Raw genomic sequence first — 17796 nt, 5'->3', positions numbered from 1 at the left:
ATATATGGATGTCGTCGAAAGCCGACGGCCGCTAACCTAAAAATGAAGAGAGATTATGAAGTATACCGTAGAAATGTCGAACAAATTGAACGAACTTTTGGAAAAAACCTACGACGCTGAAAAAGGATTTAAACAAGCAGCTGAAAAGGTAGACAATAAAACCATCAAGCAATTCTTTATCGATAGCGCCAAGAAAAGATACAATTTTGGCCAAGAGCTGAAAGCTGAAATAATGTCCTTTGGACAAACTCCGGAAAAAGGAGGAAGCACTAAAGGAACCTTGCATCGATCTTGGATCGATTTTAAATCGCTGTTCATCACCAATAATGAAGAAGCTATGCTTGAAGAAGTACATCGAGGCGAAAAAGAAGCTATCGCCACGTACAACGATATATTGCATGATAAGGATTTTGTATTGCCACCATCCACAGAGAGCCTACTGATGAAGCATAGAAACGCCATCAGGGAGACCTTAGAGACCGCAAACATATTTGAAACAGCAGTATCGTAATTCCAAAAGTCACTAGATACAATCAGAAGAAAAAGCTGGGATTTATTCCCGGCTTTTTTTAGTTGATAACTCATCACAACTCTTTTTTACCAAATCTATCTTCTTCCGTACTTTTATCTATTCTTTTTTTTGACCGAGACAGATAGCTTATGTATTTAATTTTTGATACGGAAACCACAGGTTTACCCAAACGTTGGGATGCCCCGATCACCGACACCGATAACTGGCCAAGATGCGTTCAGATAGCATGGCAATTGCACGATGAACTCGGTAATTTAATAGAACACCAAGACTTTTTGGTGAAGCCAGAGGGCTTCAACATCCCTTACGAATCGGAACAGATACACGGCATATCCACTGCATTGGCAGAAGAACAAGGCGTTCCTCTAGGTGAGGTTCTGGAAGCTTTCAATCAAGCATTGCAGCAAACGAAATTTGTGGTGGGTCAAAATGTAGGATTCGACATTAACATTATGGGATGCGAATTCCATCGCGAAGGTGTAGAAAGTCCAATGACCGAACTCCCCGTACTCGATACCTGTACCGAACACACCGCAGAACTCTGTAAAATACCTGGCGGTCGTGGTGGCAAATTCAAATTGCCCACCCTTACCGAATTACACGAATTCCTATTTGGCGAACCTTTTGCCGAGGCTCACAATGCAACGGCGGATGTTGAAGCGACCACACGCTGTTTTTTGGAGTTGATACGTAAAAAGCAGTATTCCTACCAAGAACTCGATGTTCAACCCGACTATTTTGAACGATTCTCCGAAGCCAATCCAAAGGAGATAGAGTTAATCGGTTTAAACCATATCAATCTAAAAGCGGCATCCAAAGAAATTGCGGATGCCCTTTGGACTGAAGATACAGGAGGTGTTTCCGATGAGGAAATCAAAGAAAACGTGGAAACGCTGGAGGAGGAACCTTTTGTCCACCTGCACAACCACTCGCAGTTTTCAGTGCTTCAGTCCACCATCAACATAAAAGATTTGGTCAAGGCCACTGCCAATCACGGTATGCCCGCCGTCGCCCTCACCGACCACGCCAATATGATGGGTGCTTTTCACTTTGTGAAAGAAGTCATGGGGCACAATAAATCGGTAAAGGCAAAAAATGAAGACCTAATCGCCAATGGCGAGCAACCTACGGAAAAAGAAATCACCCCCATTGTAGGTTGTGAATTTTTCGTCTGTGAAGACCACACCAATAAAAATGTAAAGGACTACGGACATCAAATTGTGCTCTTGGCCAAAAACAAAAAAGGGTATCACAATCTGGCCAAAATGTCTTCCATTGCTTATACCAATGGATTTTACTACGTGCCCAGAATCGATAAAAAAGTTGTTGAGCAATACAAAGAAGATATAATCGCCCTCACTGGAAACTTGTACGGTGAAGTGCCCAACAAAATTTTGAATGTTGGCGAAAACCAGGCTGAAGAAGCCCTTTTGTGGTGGAAAGAGCAATTTGGTGATGATTTCTATATCGAAATAATGCGCCACGGCCAAGAAGACGAAGACCGTGTCAATCAAGTTTTGGTGCGAATGGCGAAAGACCACAATGTAAAACTGGTCGCTACCAACAACACTTATTATTGCGATAAAAAAGACGCTGAGGCACACGATATTTTGTTGTGTGTAAAAGACGGGGAAAAACAATCCACCCCCATTGGGCGAGGTAGAGGTTACCGCTACGGATTGCCCAACCAAGAGTACTATTTTAAGTCTTCGGACGAGATGAAGGAACTGTTCAAGGATTTGCCCGAAGCCATTCTGAACATCAAGGAAATCGTGGACAAAATTGAGCCCTACGACCTTGCAAGCGATATTTTGCTGCCAAAATTCAGTATCCCAGAAGAGTTTAAGGACCCTGAAGATGAAGTTGATGGTGGCAATCGCGGCGAGAATGCCTACCTGAGGCACATCACTTACAAAGGCGCCGAAAAACGATACGGAGAACTTACCGAGGAAATCAGGGAGCGGATAGATTTTGAGTTGGAGATCATAAAAAACTCAGGATACCCCGGATACTTTTTGATTGTGGAGGACTTTATCCGCGAAGCCCGAAATATGGATGTTTCGGTGGGCCCAGGGAGGGGTTCCGCAGCAGGTTCCGTGGTGGCGTACTGCTTAACGATTACCAACATAGACCCCTTGAAATACGATTTGCTTTTTGAGCGGTTCCTTAATCCAGACCGGGTGTCCATGCCCGATATCGATATTGATTTTGATGATGAAGGCCGGAGCCGGGTGATGGACTACGTAATCAAAAAATATGGTGCCAATCAGGTGGCACAAATCATCACATACGGTACCATGGCGGCAAAATCATCCATTAGGGATACCGCCCGTGTACTGGATTTGCCCTTGAGCGACGCCGACCGTATTGCCAAGTTGATTCCCAATATGTCCAAGCTCAACAAAATATTTGGGGTTGACGAAGCTGACCTCAAGAAAAAGTTCCGTGCCGATGACTTGGAAAAGGTGCATGAACTGCTCAACATTTCGGAAACCGATGATTTGGAAGGGCAAACCGTAAATATGGCCCGTGTACTCGAAGGTTCACTCAGAAATACGGGAATTCATGCCTGTGGGGTCATCATCACCCCGGACGACATCACTAATTTCGTACCCGTATCCGTAGCCAAGGATTCCGACCTGTACGTTACCCAGTTCGATAACTCCGTAGTGGAGAGCGCCGGACTGCTGAAGATGGATTTCTTGGGATTGAAGACCTTGACCTTGATCAAGGACACGGTAAAAATCGTAAAAGCACGTACTGGAACAGATTTGGTTCCAGATGATTTTCCATTGGATGATGAAAAGACCTATGAACTTTTCCAACGAGGGGACACGGTAGGGATATTTCAATACGAATCCCCGGGGATGCAAAAGCACATGAAAAACCTAAAACCAACGGTTTTTGATGATCTTATAGCCATGAACGCCTTGTACAGACCAGGGCCGATGGAATACATTCCCAGCTTTATTGCCCGAAAGCATGGTGAAGAGGAAATCACCTACGACCTCCCCGAAATGGAAGAATACCTGCAGGAAACCTACGGGATTACCGTCTACCAAGAGCAGGTGATGTTACTTTCACAAAAACTGGCCGGGTTCTCCAAAGGTGACGCGGATGTTCTGCGAAAAGCCATGGGTAAAAAGATTTTTGCCCTTCTGGAAAAACTAAAACCCCAGTTCTTGGACGGTGGGGAGAAAAATGGTCACCCACGTGATGTGCTGGAAAAAATCTGGAAGGACTGGGAAGCATTTGCATCTTACGCCTTCAACAAGAGTCACTCCACCTGTTATGCCTATATCGCATATCAAACAGCTTATTTAAAAGCCCACTACCCTGCTGAATATATGGCCGCCGTGCTGTCCAACAACATGAACGACATTAAGCAGGTGACCTTTTTTATGGAGGAGTGTAAGCGGATGGGACTGGAAGTTCTGGGACCGGACGTCAACGAATCCTACTACAAATTTGCCGTAAACAAGGACAATGCGGTACGTTTTGGCATGGGCGCCATTAAAGGTGTGGGGCGTTCTGCGGTGGAGACCATCGTGGAAAACCGCAAGGAAGAAGGCCCATACAAATCCATATTTGATCTGGCCAAACGGGTTGATTTGCGGGCGGCCAATAAAAAAGCATTCGAAAACCTGGCATTGGCTGGAGGGTTTGATTCCTTCGGGGACACGCACCGCGCACAATATTTTCATGATGATGGTGATGGCATTTCTTTCTTAGAAAAGGCAGTCAAGTATGGTTCCAAGTTTCAGGAGAACCAAAATTCATCCCAAGTAAGCCTTTTTGGTGAAGCTAGTGAGGTTCAAATTCCCGAGCCCATTGTACCGCCTTGCGAGGAATGGGGCACCATGGAAAAGTTGCGTCGCGAAAAAGAAGTGGTCGGTATTTATATTTCCGGTCACCCCTTGGATGACTTCAAAAAAGAAATCAAGGCATTTTGCAAGAACACAGTGGCCGATTTCTCTCGTTTAGAGGAGCATGTGAATCGTGAGTTGACCGTAGCCGGTGTAATTACCGATGTACAACACCGAGTCTCTAAAAATGGCAAAGGCTGGGGACTATTCACCTTGGAAGATTACAATGAATCCTACGAACTTCGGATTTTTGGTGAAGAGTATTTAAAGTTCCGTCATTTTTTAATGATTAACTCGTTCGTGCATGTACGTGCCTATGTGCGCGAGGGCTGGGTAAACCGGGATACGGGCAAAAAAGGAGACCCAAGGCTTCAGTTCAACGATTTTAAACAGCTTCAGGACGTGATGGATGCTTTTGCCAAGAAACTTACCATCAAACTGAACATAGATCGTTTGCAAGAGCAACGGATTCAAACCTTAAAAGATACTTTAACATTACATAAAGGTGATCATCCGATAAGTTTTGTAATTTATGAAATGCAGGAGGAAATCAAACTCAAATTATCGAGCCGAAAACAGAAGGTTAAGATAAACAGCGAGTTGCTTTCTGAACTGGAAGCCCACGAAATTCACTACAAGTTAAATTAGACCATAATAAATACCAATGGTACAATAATTAAAACGAATATGTTGGATGTAAGTTATGTGGGCATTATTTGACTAACTTTGCATAATATTAAAATAAATAAGATGGCACTAGAAATAACAGATGCAACTTTTGACGAAGTAGTTTTAAAAAGTGACAAGCCTGTCCTAGTAGATTTTTGGGCAGCATGGTGCGGACCTTGTAGAATGGTGGGTCCGATTATCGAAGAAGTAGGACAAGAATACGATGGTAAAGCTGTTGTTGGTAAGGTAGATGTTGATGCAAACCAGCAGTTTGCCGCCAAATATGGTGTACGTAACATTCCAACTGTTTTGGTTTTTAAAGATGGTGAGGTAATTAACCGTCAAGTAGGCGTGTCTCCTAAAAAAACCTATACGGATGCCATTGATGCAGCTCTGTAATAAGAATTAGGGAATTAGATTTTAAAAAAGGTTTGGCACTTGCCAAGCCTTTTTTATTTTATCTTGTCTGCAGAAATGAATTATGGACGTACGATCGGAACTTAGCAAAGCAACCCTTTTCCAAAATTTAGAGCTTTTGGCCCACCAAATTGTGGAAGGGTTTATCAGTGGAATCCATAAAAGTCCGTTCCACGGGTTCTCCGCTGAGTTTGCGGAACATAAAATTTATAACCCAGGGCAAAGTACCAGACATATTGATTGGAAGCTCTTTGCTCGAACAGACCGCTTATATACCAAACGCTTTGAAGACGAAACCAACCTTAGATGCCATATGATCTTGGACAACTCAGCGTCTATGTACTACCCCGAAGTGAAAGAGTATTCCTTGGAGAACCTCAACAAAATTGGTTTTGGGGTACTTTCCATTGCGGCATTGATGCAGGTTTTGAAGAAACAACGGGATGCCGTTGGCTTGAGCATCTATTCGGACACCTACGATTTCCACGCTTCGGAAAAGAACAGTGAACGACATTTTCAAATGTTGTATTCCAAATTGAACGAAGTCGCTGCAAACAAAACAAACACAAAAGAGACCAAAACATACACGTTCCTGCATCAAATTGCGGAGAAAATACACCGAAGAAGCTTGATTTTTCTGTTTACGGATATGTTTCAGACAGAAACGGAAGAGGAAAAACTTTTTGAAGCACTGCGACACCTTAAATACAATAAACATTCGGTGGTGCTATTTCACCTGTTGGACAAGGAACGCGAACTCAACTTTGATTTTGACAATGCCCCCAAACGGTTTGTTGATGTGGAAACGGGCGAGCAAATAGATTTATATGCGGACTCCATTAAAAAGGCGTATTCGGAAAAAGTATTGGAATACCAGAACGACCTCAAGCTAAAATGTGGTCAATACAACATAAAATATGTGGGTGTGGACATTAGTTCGAACTTCTCCCAAGTACTGAATTCTTTTATGATCGAGCGGCAAAAATTTGCTTGATCATTTTTTTAAAAAAATGTTTTGCCATATCCGAAAGGAGAGTGTATATTTGCACTCGCTTTAAAAAAGCAAATGAACAAGATTTGAATCCGACTGTTGTCGGAGTCTTATTAAGATAAAATCATTGGTCTGGTAGTTCAGTTGGTTAGAATACCTGCCTGTCACGCAGGGGGTCGCGGGTTCGAGTCCCGTCCAGACCGCAAAAAGCTTCGAGAAATCGGAGCTTTTTTGTTTTCCGATATATTTTGCCTCCTTATTTCTTCCCTTTAAAAAGAGTAAAATTACCAAAGGTACGCCCACACTTCCATCAAACCAATGTGCCAAATTCCATCTTGTGACATCTAAGAATTCATTCGATACCGTCAAACATCATTCCTTTTGAGCAAAGCATACTCGCTTTATTCATTTATATTAAGAGTAGCTGAAACGAATTAAATAAAGATAAAGATGGACAAGAAAAATTATATGAAAAATCCCGAAGGATTACGACAGATAAGAACGTTGATTGATGAACAAAAAACCGTGATGATGGCCAGTCATTTGGACAAAATTCCTTTTTCCATATGCCCAATGACGTTGCAACAAATGGACGAAAAAGGTGATTTGTGGTTCTTTGCTTCTCAAGACAGTGACCTTTTTAAGGACATTGCGAAAGATAATAGAGTTCAAATTATCTACACCGATAATCAAAAGCAGACGTACATATCAATTTTTGGGAATGCCACGCACATCATAGCGAATCAAAAAAAAGAGGAACTATGGAATTCCAACCTTCTTAACTGGTTCAAGGGCAAAGATGATCCAAATTTAGCATTGATCAGTGTAAATATGGAAAACGCTTATTATTGGGATAATGAGAACGCCAAATTAATTTCCTTTTTTAAAATTGGGAAAGACGGGTCGGTTAAAGAAAGCTCTGCTTCCAGCGCTAAAGGGTTTGTAAATCTTTAGTGAGCAAATCGGAATCCATTCAATAAGGTTTAAGGTATCCCTACAACGTTTTCATGCCTTTAAAACACCGATCTAAAAACGTTATAAAAAACATAAACACCAGTATTATTGGGATTTAAGGGCTACAATGCTTACCTTTGCCTCGATGAACGTTAAGCTCCACGAGAGAAAAAATTGCAGAATCCTGAGTTTTAATTATCTGGTATTCAGAAACCAGCCAGATAAGTTTATACCGCCTACTCGATAATTACCTTCCCCTAACTTGGGAAGTTGACCCTATTCCTTGGGATTTCACGGATGAAAATTTCCGTTTTTCCATTTCGCCCTAATTGAAACCATTAACAAAAATTAAATCCATTATCGTTCAAAACAAAAGCATGGTAATCAAGACCTACGATGCCTATACCAGGCTTTCTACTATGGAAGCTGACCGATTTGCCAAATTCCTTTTTAATCACCAAGAAGGGAAGAAGGCCACTAAGAAAGCGATCAGAAAGGCTATACAATATTCCACCAAGGATATTCCAGGATTGGGCGGATATGTGTTTGCCATGGAAGATAAAGAAGAAATTTTAGGTCTGGCGGTTGTGAACAAAACAGGTATGGGAGACTACATCCCCGAAAACTTTTTGGTGTTTTTTGTAATACATAGGGACCATAGGGGTGATGACATCGAGCAAAAGTTGTTGGACTACACCCTCCAATATTGCAAAGGGGACGTTGCCATTCATATTACAGATGAAAATCAATATCCGAACAAAAAATTTTTTGAAGGAAAAGGGTTCAATGCAACCCATTTAGAAATGAGATTGAACAGATAAACCATTTTATGTTAAAAATAGAAGTAAAGCCAGGCGAAAGTATTGAAAGAGCTCTAAAACGCTACAAAAGAAAATATAGAAACACAAAGCGTTTGGACCAAATACGAAGCCATCAAGAATACACAAAAAAATCGGTAGAGCGTCGCAAAACATTGAAAAAGGCGCAATACAAGGAACAATTCCTGAACGAACAGGAAGACCAATAACATCAAAAAACAAAGTATCAACAATAACAACAAAATGAGACTTTCAAGAATCAAAAGGGAAACCAGATATGAAAAACGCTACAGCGTTAAAATGGGGGAGCTTACCACCCGTGTCACGTACATTAGAAGGTATATTATGGGACTTCCCGTCCGCACTTTGCACAGGTACCGTTCAACTTATTACGGTAAGGTCAAAGACTGCAAAGAATGTAATGTCTTAGCATAAAATCACCAGAATTTTTTATATAACCCTTTAATAAAACAAATGAAAGTATTGGTTATTGGCGCAGGTAACATGGGGCTTACCTATGCCACAGGAATGTCCAAATCCAAATTGTTGAAAAAACGCAACATAATGGTACTGGACAAATCAAAAGAAAAGTTGCAAGAAGTTGGTAAAATTGCCTATTTCGATGCCATTGACAAAATTGAAGACTGTGTTCCACAGGCAGACATCATTTTTTTGGCCGTAAAACCCTATCATGCCGAAGAACTTTTCGAACGCATGAAAAAATTGGTGAATCCAGAACAATTGTTCATCTCAATTATGGCGGGAGTCACCATCAACTATATCCAAGAGGCTTTGGGAATCAAAAAAGTAGTGAGGGCAATGCCGAACCTTCCCGCGCAAGTAGGTAAAGGACTTACCAGCTATGTTTCCGCAGATGAAGTATCACGACTGGAATTGTTCATGGTAGAAAGCCTATTGGACACTACGGGAAAATCACTTCGAGTTAAAAACGAGAAGTTCATTGATGCATCCACTGGAATCTCAGGAAGTGGACCGGCATATGTATTCTATTTTATGCAAAGCATGATGGAGGCAGCCCTACAAATGGGATTCTCCGAAAATGTATCCAAGGTTTTGGTAAGCCAAACCTTTACGGGTGCGGTAGAGTTGTTCAACCAGAATAATCTAAACCCGGACACTTGGATGGAAATGGTTGCTTCCAAAGGAGGCACTACCAGAGCCGCTTTGGACTCCATGCAGGACAACAATGTAAACGAATTAATCAAAGAAGCCGCCTTTGCAGCGTTCGGAAGAGCTGTGGAACTTGGTGAAGAATACTAAATCATGTATAAAGAACTAGTGGTCATTAAAGTGGGAACCAATGTGATGACCAATAAAGACAACAGAATTGTAAGACCCGTGCTCAACAGTTTGGTGCAACAAATTGCGGAGCTATACGAACGAGGCATCATGACCATATTGGTCTCCTCTGGATCGGTAATTGCCGGTAAAGAGGTTTTGGGCAAGGCAAAAATCAAGGACAAAACACAGCGTAGACAGGTCTATTCTGCCATCGGCCAGCCCAGAATGATGAGACATTATTACAACATTTTTAACGATTATGGGATGAAGTGTGCCCAGGTACTCCCCACCAAAAGGGATTTTAATCCAGGTGTACACCGCGACAATATGATCAATTGCCTTGAAGGTCTCCTTTCCGAAGGAGTTATTCCAATAGCCAATGAGGATGATGCAGTTTCCGTTTCCATGTCCATGTTTTCGGACAACGATGAGCTAGCAACCTTACTGGCACAATTGATGAGAGCCGACAAGTTGATTCTAATGACGGATATCGATGGGCTTTACGATGGACATCCGGAAAAAGAGGAATCCAAGGTAATCGATAAGGTTGAGCCCAAAGAAGACCTCGATAAATATATTGAAGAGGGAAACAAACAAGAAGGCGAAGGCCGAGGCGGTATGGGCTCAAAATTGAGCTATGCCCAGAAAGCTGCAGCCGATAACATTCCATCCTACATTGTTAATGGTAAAAAAGAGAACATCATAATAGATATTCTAGAAGGAAAAAACGTAGGAACAGAAGTTTCAAAACCAGAGTAATGAAATTATTAAAAACAGATTTAAAAAATAAAGTATTACAAGATATGGAGCGAATCCTCGATAAAAATCGAGATGAATTGCTCCAGGCGAACAAAAAAGATTTGGACGCATTTAACCGCGACGACCAAGCGTTGTACGATCGTTTGGTAGTAGACCAGACGAAAGTGGACCAAATGATTCAGGCCGTTAAGGAAGTGCGTTTGCAAGATGACCCCGTAAACAAGGAAATCTCCACGAGAGAGTTGGACAACGGATTAAAAATCATCAACCGCACAGCACCGTTCGGGACTATTATGATTATTTATGAATCACGTCCGGATGTAACCGTAGAGGCCGCTGTACTTGCATTCAAAGCTAACAATAAAATTTTGCTAAAAGGTGGTAAAGAAGCCTACCATAGCAATAAGGCCCTTGTTAAGTTTTGGCATCAGGCGTTGTCCGAAAATGGATTGCCTGAGGATTTTATCCAGTTCTTGGAAATGGACAGGACCCAAACCCAAGACTTTTTAAGGAATCCAGACCAAGACTTGGACTTGATTGTTCCCCGTGGAGGTGAGCGTTTGATCGCTTTTGTAAAAGAGCACGCCAAATGCGCCGTTCTTATTAGTGGTAGAGGAAACAATTTCCTATACGTGCACAAAGAAGCGGATTGGGAAAAAAGTTTAAAAGTGATTTTAAACGCGAAAACCCACAAAATTTCGGCCTGTAACGCATTGGACAAAATTTTGATGGACACCCAAATTGATGGCTACGAGGATAAGCTCAAGGAATTGCAGCAAGTTCTCACCGCGAACAATGTGTCCATTACTGTGGATGATGAAGTCAAAAAAGTCTTGACGGATGAAGACACCATTACAGATGAATCCATTTGGCAAGAGGAGTTTTTAGCCATGAAATGTGTTATCGGTGCCGTCAATAATATTGATGAAGCCATAGAAAAGATAAACAAAAACTCGGGCGGGCACTCTGCCTCCATCATGACAGAAAACAATGATGTGGCAAAGACCTTTATGGAAAATATAGATTGTGCAGCAGTATACCAAAACGCCTCCACCCGATTTACCGATGGTGGTCAAATGGGAGTTGGTGCAGAATTGGCCATTAGTACGGATAAATTGCACCACCGAGGTCCACTGGGACTAAAACAATTGGTCACCAACAAATACTATGTATTTGGAGACGGACAGATAAGGGTATAAATCCAGATGATGATATAATTGAAAGGAGGCGAAATGTCTCCTTTTTTTATGCCCAAAACCCTCTTGGCATTGTCATTCCTCATTTAAAAAGAACAAAACCTTGTTTAATTGATGATTTTAGTCTCTTTTATTGGTCAAATTTTAAGAAAATCTCTAGATTTATTACTTAAAACAGATTAAGTATGGGAAAATTTGAGATTAAAACGGATAAAGCCGGCAAGTTTAGGTTTAATTTAAAAGCTGGGAACGGCCAAGTAATTTTAAGCAGTCAGGGATATTCCACCAAAGCTGCTTGCGAAAATGGTATCGAGTCTGTGAGAACACATTCACAGGACGATGGGAATTTTGAGCGAAACACCGCAAAGGATGGAAGTCCATTCTTTAACCTGAAAGCATCCAACGGACAAGTTATTGGAAACAGTGAAATGTATTCCAGCGAATCTGCAATGGAAAACGGGGTTGCTTCTGTTAAAAAAAATGCTCCTGATGCATCTGTAGAGGAAATTTAACTTGCAATACCATTACAATAAAAATACTGAACAGCCCTTTTAGGGCTGTTTTTTTATGTCCAATAATTGCTCCGTCAAATCAAAAAGGGTATTCGTTAGTTGAAACAGGGCATCCGTGAATCGGGCTCCTTTTAATCCATTTTTTGCTTTTATGTTTGTTGGGCATAAGCGTTAGTGCATATTGATAAGCAAGATCAATTTAACGCATGCACATATAGCAATTCACTTTAGACTGTTGGTCATAAAAGTGTTTAGTTTAGTTGAGGTTTCCGTTACGCCAAGGAACTATAATAGTTCCTTGGTTGTAATGGTTTTTTTGTTTTTGGAGCAATCTGTAATCGTAAGAATATTCTTAATTCAAAAAAGCCCCGTAAATCCAATTAACCCATCCGTCAACTCAAAAGCCCCTTTCGTTTATTAGCCCCTTCATGTAATTATTTTTTATGCTCTATTTGTGCTTTTAAAACGTGAAAACCAAACCCAAATAGTAGATCATGAGAAATAAAATGTTGCTTTTAAGGAAACTGGTAGTAGCCCTATTACTGATTTCGACAATCAATGTAATCCAATCTCAATCATATGTTGGATTTTTAGAAGACAATTACAACGGTGTGCATGGTATTATATCCAACCCTGCCAACATCGCGGATTCAAGATTAAAAATGGACATAAACCTGTTCGGTGTCAGTGCACTTTATGGCAACGATTATATCGGGCTTAATCTAGGGGATGCTTTTTCAGATTACAGCTCGGTTTTTGACAATGCCGATACATTTCCGTCAAAAGATAATTTTTTGGCCTTCAATATTGATGTCATGGGGCCGTCGGTAATGCTCAGCATCAATAAAGAAAGCTCTTTGGCCATATTTACACGAGGTAGAGGTATTTTCAACGTGAATGAGGCCAATGGCAATCTTTTGGAAAAGGAAGGCGGCTTTGATGAAAATGAAGATTTTAATCTAGTCGAAGACGATATTTATGGGGCATTCACTGCATGGGGAGAAATTGGAGCTACCTACGCCAGAGTGCTTTTAAATGATGAACAACACTTTTTGAAAGGAGGACTTACAGGAAAAATGCTTCAAGGTTTGGGCAATGTTTATATCGAAGGGTCCGACATCTCTGTTGATTATAACTCTGATACCAGAGAAGTTACCACAACAGGTGAATTACATCTTGCAGACACCGGCGATATTAATGAGACAGGCAATACTGGAGAAGCTTTAGATTTAAACAATGGTTTCGGTATTGGTGCAGATATAGGTTTTGTTTACGAATGGAGACCTGACTATGCCAAGCATACCAAAATGCAAAGTGATGGGAGTACCATTGCAAACCGAGGTGCAAACAAATACAAGTTAAAACTAGGAGTGTCCGTTACCGATATAGGCAAACTATTGGATGTGAAAGGTAGCGATCGCCTATACGACCTGAACAAAACGCAAGACATTGACAACTTTGATGGCGATGTTCTTGAAGAGGCTTTGCTCGATAATTTTGATCAAATTTCAAGTACCCAATCCAGGGATTATACATTGCCCACGGCATTACATACCAATGCAGACCTAAGTCTGACTTCCAAGTTTTACCTTAATCTAAATGCAGATATTTCCCTAACGTCTAGAACTAAAGCAAATACCGGAAGTATATTAAATCAATATAGGCTTACCCCAAGATATGAAAGCAAGTGGTTGGCTATCTACTCCCCCATTAGTGTTATGAGCGGTGTAGGTTTTCAATGGGGAGCTGGGTTTCGAGTAGGTCCTTTATATATGGGGTCCGGAACAATTTTCTCTTCTTTGATTGGAGAAAACACAAAAGGCATAGACCTGTATGCAGGTGTTAAAATTCCAATATATCAAAGCAAACTTCGAGACAATGATAACGATGGCATAATCAACAAAGAAGATAATTGTCCCGATATGGCAGGCCCTATTGAAAACCAAGGATGTCCATGGAAAGATACCGATGAAGATGGAGTTTTGGACAAGGATGATGAATGTATTAACGAAGCAGGTCCAGAAGAAAACAATGGATGCCCTTGGAAGGACACCGATGGAGATGGAGTTTTGGACAAAGATGATGATTGCCCAGAAACCCCTGGGTTGGTAGAGTTCAACGGATGTCCTGATACTGATGGAGATGGGATAATAGATCAAAAAGACCGTTGTCCAAAAACGCCGGGAAGCGAAGAGAATCACGGATGTCCAGATTCCGATGGTGACACATTGGTAGACATTGACGATGAATGTCCAGATGTAGCCGGACCTGTTAGCAATAATGGATGTCCAGAAGTAACACAAGAAGTTCAAAAACAGTTGAACGATTATGCCAGAACCATCTTGTTCGACACTGGTAAAGCAACGATCAAGCCAGAATCAGTTTCCGTAATGGTAGATATCATTCAAATACTGAACGAATATCCAAATGCCAAGTTTACAGTGGAAGGCCATACCGATAGCGTAGGAAGCAGCGAAAGTAACCAAAGACTGTCAGAAGCTAGGGCCAATTCGGTTCTAAACTTCTTGATAAACGAAGGAATATCAAGCAGTAGACTAAATGCCATTGGTTTTGGTGAAGAAAAACCAATAGCTTCCAATGCAACAAGAGCCGGAAGGCAACAAAACCGAAGAGTAGAAATCAATCTGATCAAATAACCATCTCTCAAAATTCTCTTAGAACTAGGTTTGGTGTAACGATTTAGTTCTTCAGTTGCAGAGATAGTTTGGGCCGCCAGGATTATTCTTGGCGGCCTTTTATTTTGTTGATCCAACAATAGGGCTACGAACAGACAAATATTTCAATATAAATTTTTTACAGGAAACACCCTACAAAATTGACTTTTCTCAAAAACAGGCGATTTCTCATCCGTAAATCCATTTGGGGCATTCATCAATTATAAACCGTCATAGATTAATTCACCTGCGCTAATCCCTTCATTTATAGCTTATTTTATAATAACCAAATCTATACCTGCTGTTTTCTTACAAAGAAAATGATGCCTTAAAATCACTTGCTTATGATAAGATTTTTACTTTCCATGTTTCATAAATCAAAAACTGAAAAGCATTTTTCAGTTCTAGGGTTTCAACAATTGTTCCGTTGTGCACTCATCTTATTAATGATTTTATTTGTACAACAGGCCTCCGCCCAACAACTGGATACTTGGTTAACTGCGGATAGAGCCATCAACGTTAACCCAATACCTGTAGGAAGTGTGCATCTTTTTACACCCTATGCACCAGCAGATGGCACCCCTGTAAATATTTGGTATGATTTTATTGATTTTACGCCGCAAGATGGTGTCCCACATCCCAACCCAGTAGACTACCCTTTGGCTTCTCCAGCAGGATTTGACTATCCATTTGGCACAAATGGTATAGATTTTTTGTCTCCCACTGGATCTCAAGCAGGAATTCCAACATTAAGAAGGGATATATTCAACTTTAATCCAGCCGTTGAATTTGATGGAAGCGGAAACGGAGAAGCCCTACACTTCCGTTCAAATTCAAGGAATGAAGTTGCTGTATTCATCGTATTTCAAGGCGCTGGAGCAGGAAATAATGCAGAAGAACAACGACTCTTATTCGGGGGAGATATAGATGTTCATCCAAACAGCCTATCCAACTTATCATTGGGGGTTTCTGCAGGAAATAGATTTTCAGTTGGTAGGACTTGGGACTCTGATGGTGGCGGTTACTTTCAATCTGGTTCTATCGACTTGCAACAAAGACCGACCATTGCCACATTTGTAAGGGATATTGTTGAACCTTTAGGCTCAGAACAAGAGCAGCTCGAAACTTGGGTGAATGGTCTTCCTGATATAAATATTACTAGAAATCATGCTACTTCAGAAAGCGAGTTGTTTATATACAATCGATTGGGAAAGCATTTCAACAGTAACGATTCTAATAGAAATTTTACCGGATACATTGCTGAAGTCCTTCTGCTTGATACTCCCGCAGAGATTAATATGGCCAATGCAATCGAAAGAACCCAGAGCTATCTGGCCATTAAATACGGTATCACACTAAATGAGATTGGAGGGTTGGGTAGTATCAATGGAAACAATTCTTTTTATTATTTAGCAGCTGATGGATCCGTTATATGGGATTGGGATATTAATAGCCCGTATAATTATGACATAGCTGGTATAGGGAAGGATAGGTTTGATGATATAGACAATACACCTGGGCCATATGACCCTACCGATAGCTACTTAGACATAAAATATCGCTACAATTTATATCAACGTATTTCAAAAAGTATTAATCCTGAAGCAATAGTCACTGTTTCTACCAATTCAAATTTCACCTCAGATAATTTGGATGATACCAGAACTGCAATAGACACAGGGCCTTCATCATTTTCTACACGTCATAATTATCTGATATGGGGCAATGATCGGGCCAGTATACTTTCTACCAATGCCGAACTCCCTGATGGTGGAACCACGGTTACTGAAAGAATCTCTAGGGAATGGAAAGTTCAAATGTCCAGATCTAGCCTTGCAGATGATCCTATACAAGGGGTGAGCGTTCGAGTGGAGCTTTCGGGTTCAGATATTCCCTTAACAGATCCATGCGCATTACATTTAATGATAGATACAGATGGTGACGGCGATTTCACAACAGGCCTCATTACTTACATTCCAGCAACAAGTATTATAGGTACAGATGCTTTTTTTGATAATGTCGATTTTGAAGATAGGGATGTCTTCACTATTGGTTTTGGAGACTTTACCGACCCAACTGCAACCAACCCAGACCCCATTACCGTTTGTGATTCAGCTCCTGCACCGAACCCTAACGATGTAGATGATGAGGATGACAACTGTGCTGTAGACATGGTTGTTCATATAGACGATGTAAGTGATGGCAATACAAATCCCGAAACTATTACCCGGACATACAGAATTACGGATACATCAGGTAATTTTATTGATGTTGAGCAAATCATCTTGGTCTACACAACACCCGATGTTGACGATATAGCCAATGTAATCTCCTGTGGGTCGTACCAGCTTCCAGAAATTACTGGTTCCAACTTGACTGGAAACGAATCCTATTATGATACACCAGGCGGACCTTCAGGTGGAGGAACATCATATGCTGAAAATGATGTGATAAATTCCGATATAACACTTTACATTTATGATGAAACAGGAAGCACTCCTAACTGTTATGACGAAGAAAGTTTTACAATTACCATAAACCCAACCCCTGCTGCACCAGCAGCCATCGATCAGTCATTTTGTGATACCCCTACCCCAACAGGCGACGACTTAGTGCCGGATATCAACCTAGCTGCTATAACATGGTACAGCGACCCGGCACTTACCACAAAAGTATTGGCTACCGATGCCCTTTCGGCACAGACCTACTACGTAACCCAGACACAAGGGGGATGTGAGAGCGTGCCAACAGCTATTATCGTAACCATCGATGCGGCCGTTGTGGCGGACGATCCCGCGGACGTGGCCAACTGCGGGCCCTATGAACTCCCGCCACTGACCAACGGCAATTATTTCGATGCGCCCAACGGGGGAGGCAACGCCCTCTCCGCAGGGGACTTCGTCAACGCTTCGACCACGCTATACGTATTCAGCCCGGCCAACGGGTCGTGCCCCGCCGTGGACAACTCCTTCGACATCACCATCGATGCGGCCGTTGTGGCGGACGATCCCGCGGACGTGGCCAACTGCGGGCCCTATGAACTCCCGCCACTGACCAACGGCAATTATTTCGATGCGCCCAACGGGGGAGGCAACGCCCTCTCCG

The 17796-nt window shown here is 41.6% G+C and carries 14 protein-coding genes and 1 tRNA gene; all 15 read left to right on the top strand.

Features of this window, described 5'->3' with window-relative positions; translation table 11 throughout:
* Positions 1-55 precede the first annotated feature (55 nt).
* Positions 56-511 carry a ferritin-like domain-containing protein gene (locus J4E06_RS13455; protein WP_349524471.1) on the top strand — a complete coding sequence of 152 codons (456 nt, stop codon included), beginning with the start codon at positions 56-58 and terminating at the stop codon, positions 509-511.
* A gap of 149 nt (positions 512-660) precedes the next feature.
* The gene (gene dnaE / locus J4E06_RS13450; protein ID WP_349524470.1) at positions 661-5046 is read left to right on the top strand and encodes a DNA polymerase III subunit alpha; all 4386 of its coding nucleotides are present in this window, start codon (positions 661-663) and stop codon (positions 5044-5046) included.
* 102 nt (positions 5047-5148) lie between these two features.
* Positions 5149-5466: a thioredoxin gene (trxA, locus tag J4E06_RS13445; RefSeq protein WP_321414742.1), complete on the top strand. Its 318-nt coding sequence runs from the start codon at positions 5149-5151 to the stop codon at positions 5464-5466.
* An 82-nt stretch (positions 5467-5548) separates the two neighbouring features.
* Entirely contained in the window at positions 5549-6478 is a 930-nt protein-coding gene (locus tag J4E06_RS13440) for a DUF58 domain-containing protein (RefSeq protein ID WP_349524469.1), read from the top strand.
* 126 nt (positions 6479-6604) lie between these two features.
* Positions 6605-6678, top strand: a tRNA-Asp gene (locus J4E06_RS13435).
* A gap of 247 nt (positions 6679-6925) precedes the next feature.
* Entirely contained in the window at positions 6926-7429 is a 504-nt protein-coding gene (locus tag J4E06_RS13430; RefSeq protein WP_349524467.1) for a pyridoxamine 5'-phosphate oxidase family protein, read from the top strand.
* A 377-nt stretch (positions 7430-7806) separates the two neighbouring features.
* Entirely contained in the window at positions 7807-8250 is a 444-nt protein-coding gene (locus J4E06_RS13425) for a GNAT family N-acetyltransferase (RefSeq protein ID WP_349524466.1), read from the top strand.
* An 8-nt stretch (positions 8251-8258) separates the two neighbouring features.
* Complete coding sequence (gene rpsU, locus J4E06_RS13420; protein ID WP_224835634.1) at positions 8259-8456, top strand: 30S ribosomal protein S21; 198 nt, start codon at positions 8259-8261, stop codon at positions 8454-8456.
* Positions 8457-8490: 34 nt separating this feature from the next.
* Positions 8491-8682, top strand: coding sequence for a hypothetical protein (locus J4E06_RS13415; RefSeq protein ID WP_349524465.1), 192 nt, complete (start codon positions 8491-8493; stop codon positions 8680-8682).
* 39 nt (positions 8683-8721) lie between these two features.
* Complete coding sequence (gene proC / locus J4E06_RS13410; RefSeq protein WP_349524464.1) at positions 8722-9528, top strand: pyrroline-5-carboxylate reductase; 807 nt, start codon at positions 8722-8724, stop codon at positions 9526-9528.
* A gap of 3 nt (positions 9529-9531) precedes the next feature.
* A complete protein-coding gene (gene proB, locus J4E06_RS13405; protein WP_349524463.1) occupies positions 9532-10308 on the top strand; it encodes a glutamate 5-kinase in 777 nt (258 codons plus the stop codon).
* A complete protein-coding gene (locus J4E06_RS13400; RefSeq protein WP_349524462.1) occupies positions 10308-11507 on the top strand; it encodes a glutamate-5-semialdehyde dehydrogenase in 1200 nt (399 codons plus the stop codon). Before proB ends, J4E06_RS13400 begins: the two co-directional genes overlap by 1 nt.
* 182 nt (positions 11508-11689) lie before the next feature.
* Positions 11690-12016, top strand: a complete 327-nt coding sequence (locus J4E06_RS13395) for a YegP family protein (protein ID WP_349524461.1) — start codon at positions 11690-11692, stop codon at positions 12014-12016.
* 494 nt (positions 12017-12510) lie between these two features.
* The gene (locus J4E06_RS13390; RefSeq protein ID WP_349524460.1) at positions 12511-14673 is read left to right on the top strand and encodes a DUF5723 family protein; all 2163 of its coding nucleotides are present in this window, start codon (positions 12511-12513) and stop codon (positions 14671-14673) included.
* A 362-nt stretch (positions 14674-15035) separates the two neighbouring features.
* A partial coding sequence (locus J4E06_RS13385) for a DUF8202 domain-containing protein (protein WP_502877350.1) occupies positions 15036-17796 on the top strand: 2761 nt, incomplete at its 3' end.

The organism is Allomuricauda sp. NFXS6, assembly GCF_040148835.1.
Lineage (GTDB): Bacteria > Bacteroidota > Bacteroidia > Flavobacteriales > Flavobacteriaceae > Flagellimonas.
Note: the sequence above shows the minus strand (reverse complement) of the source record. Positions and strands in the feature narration are given on the sequence as shown.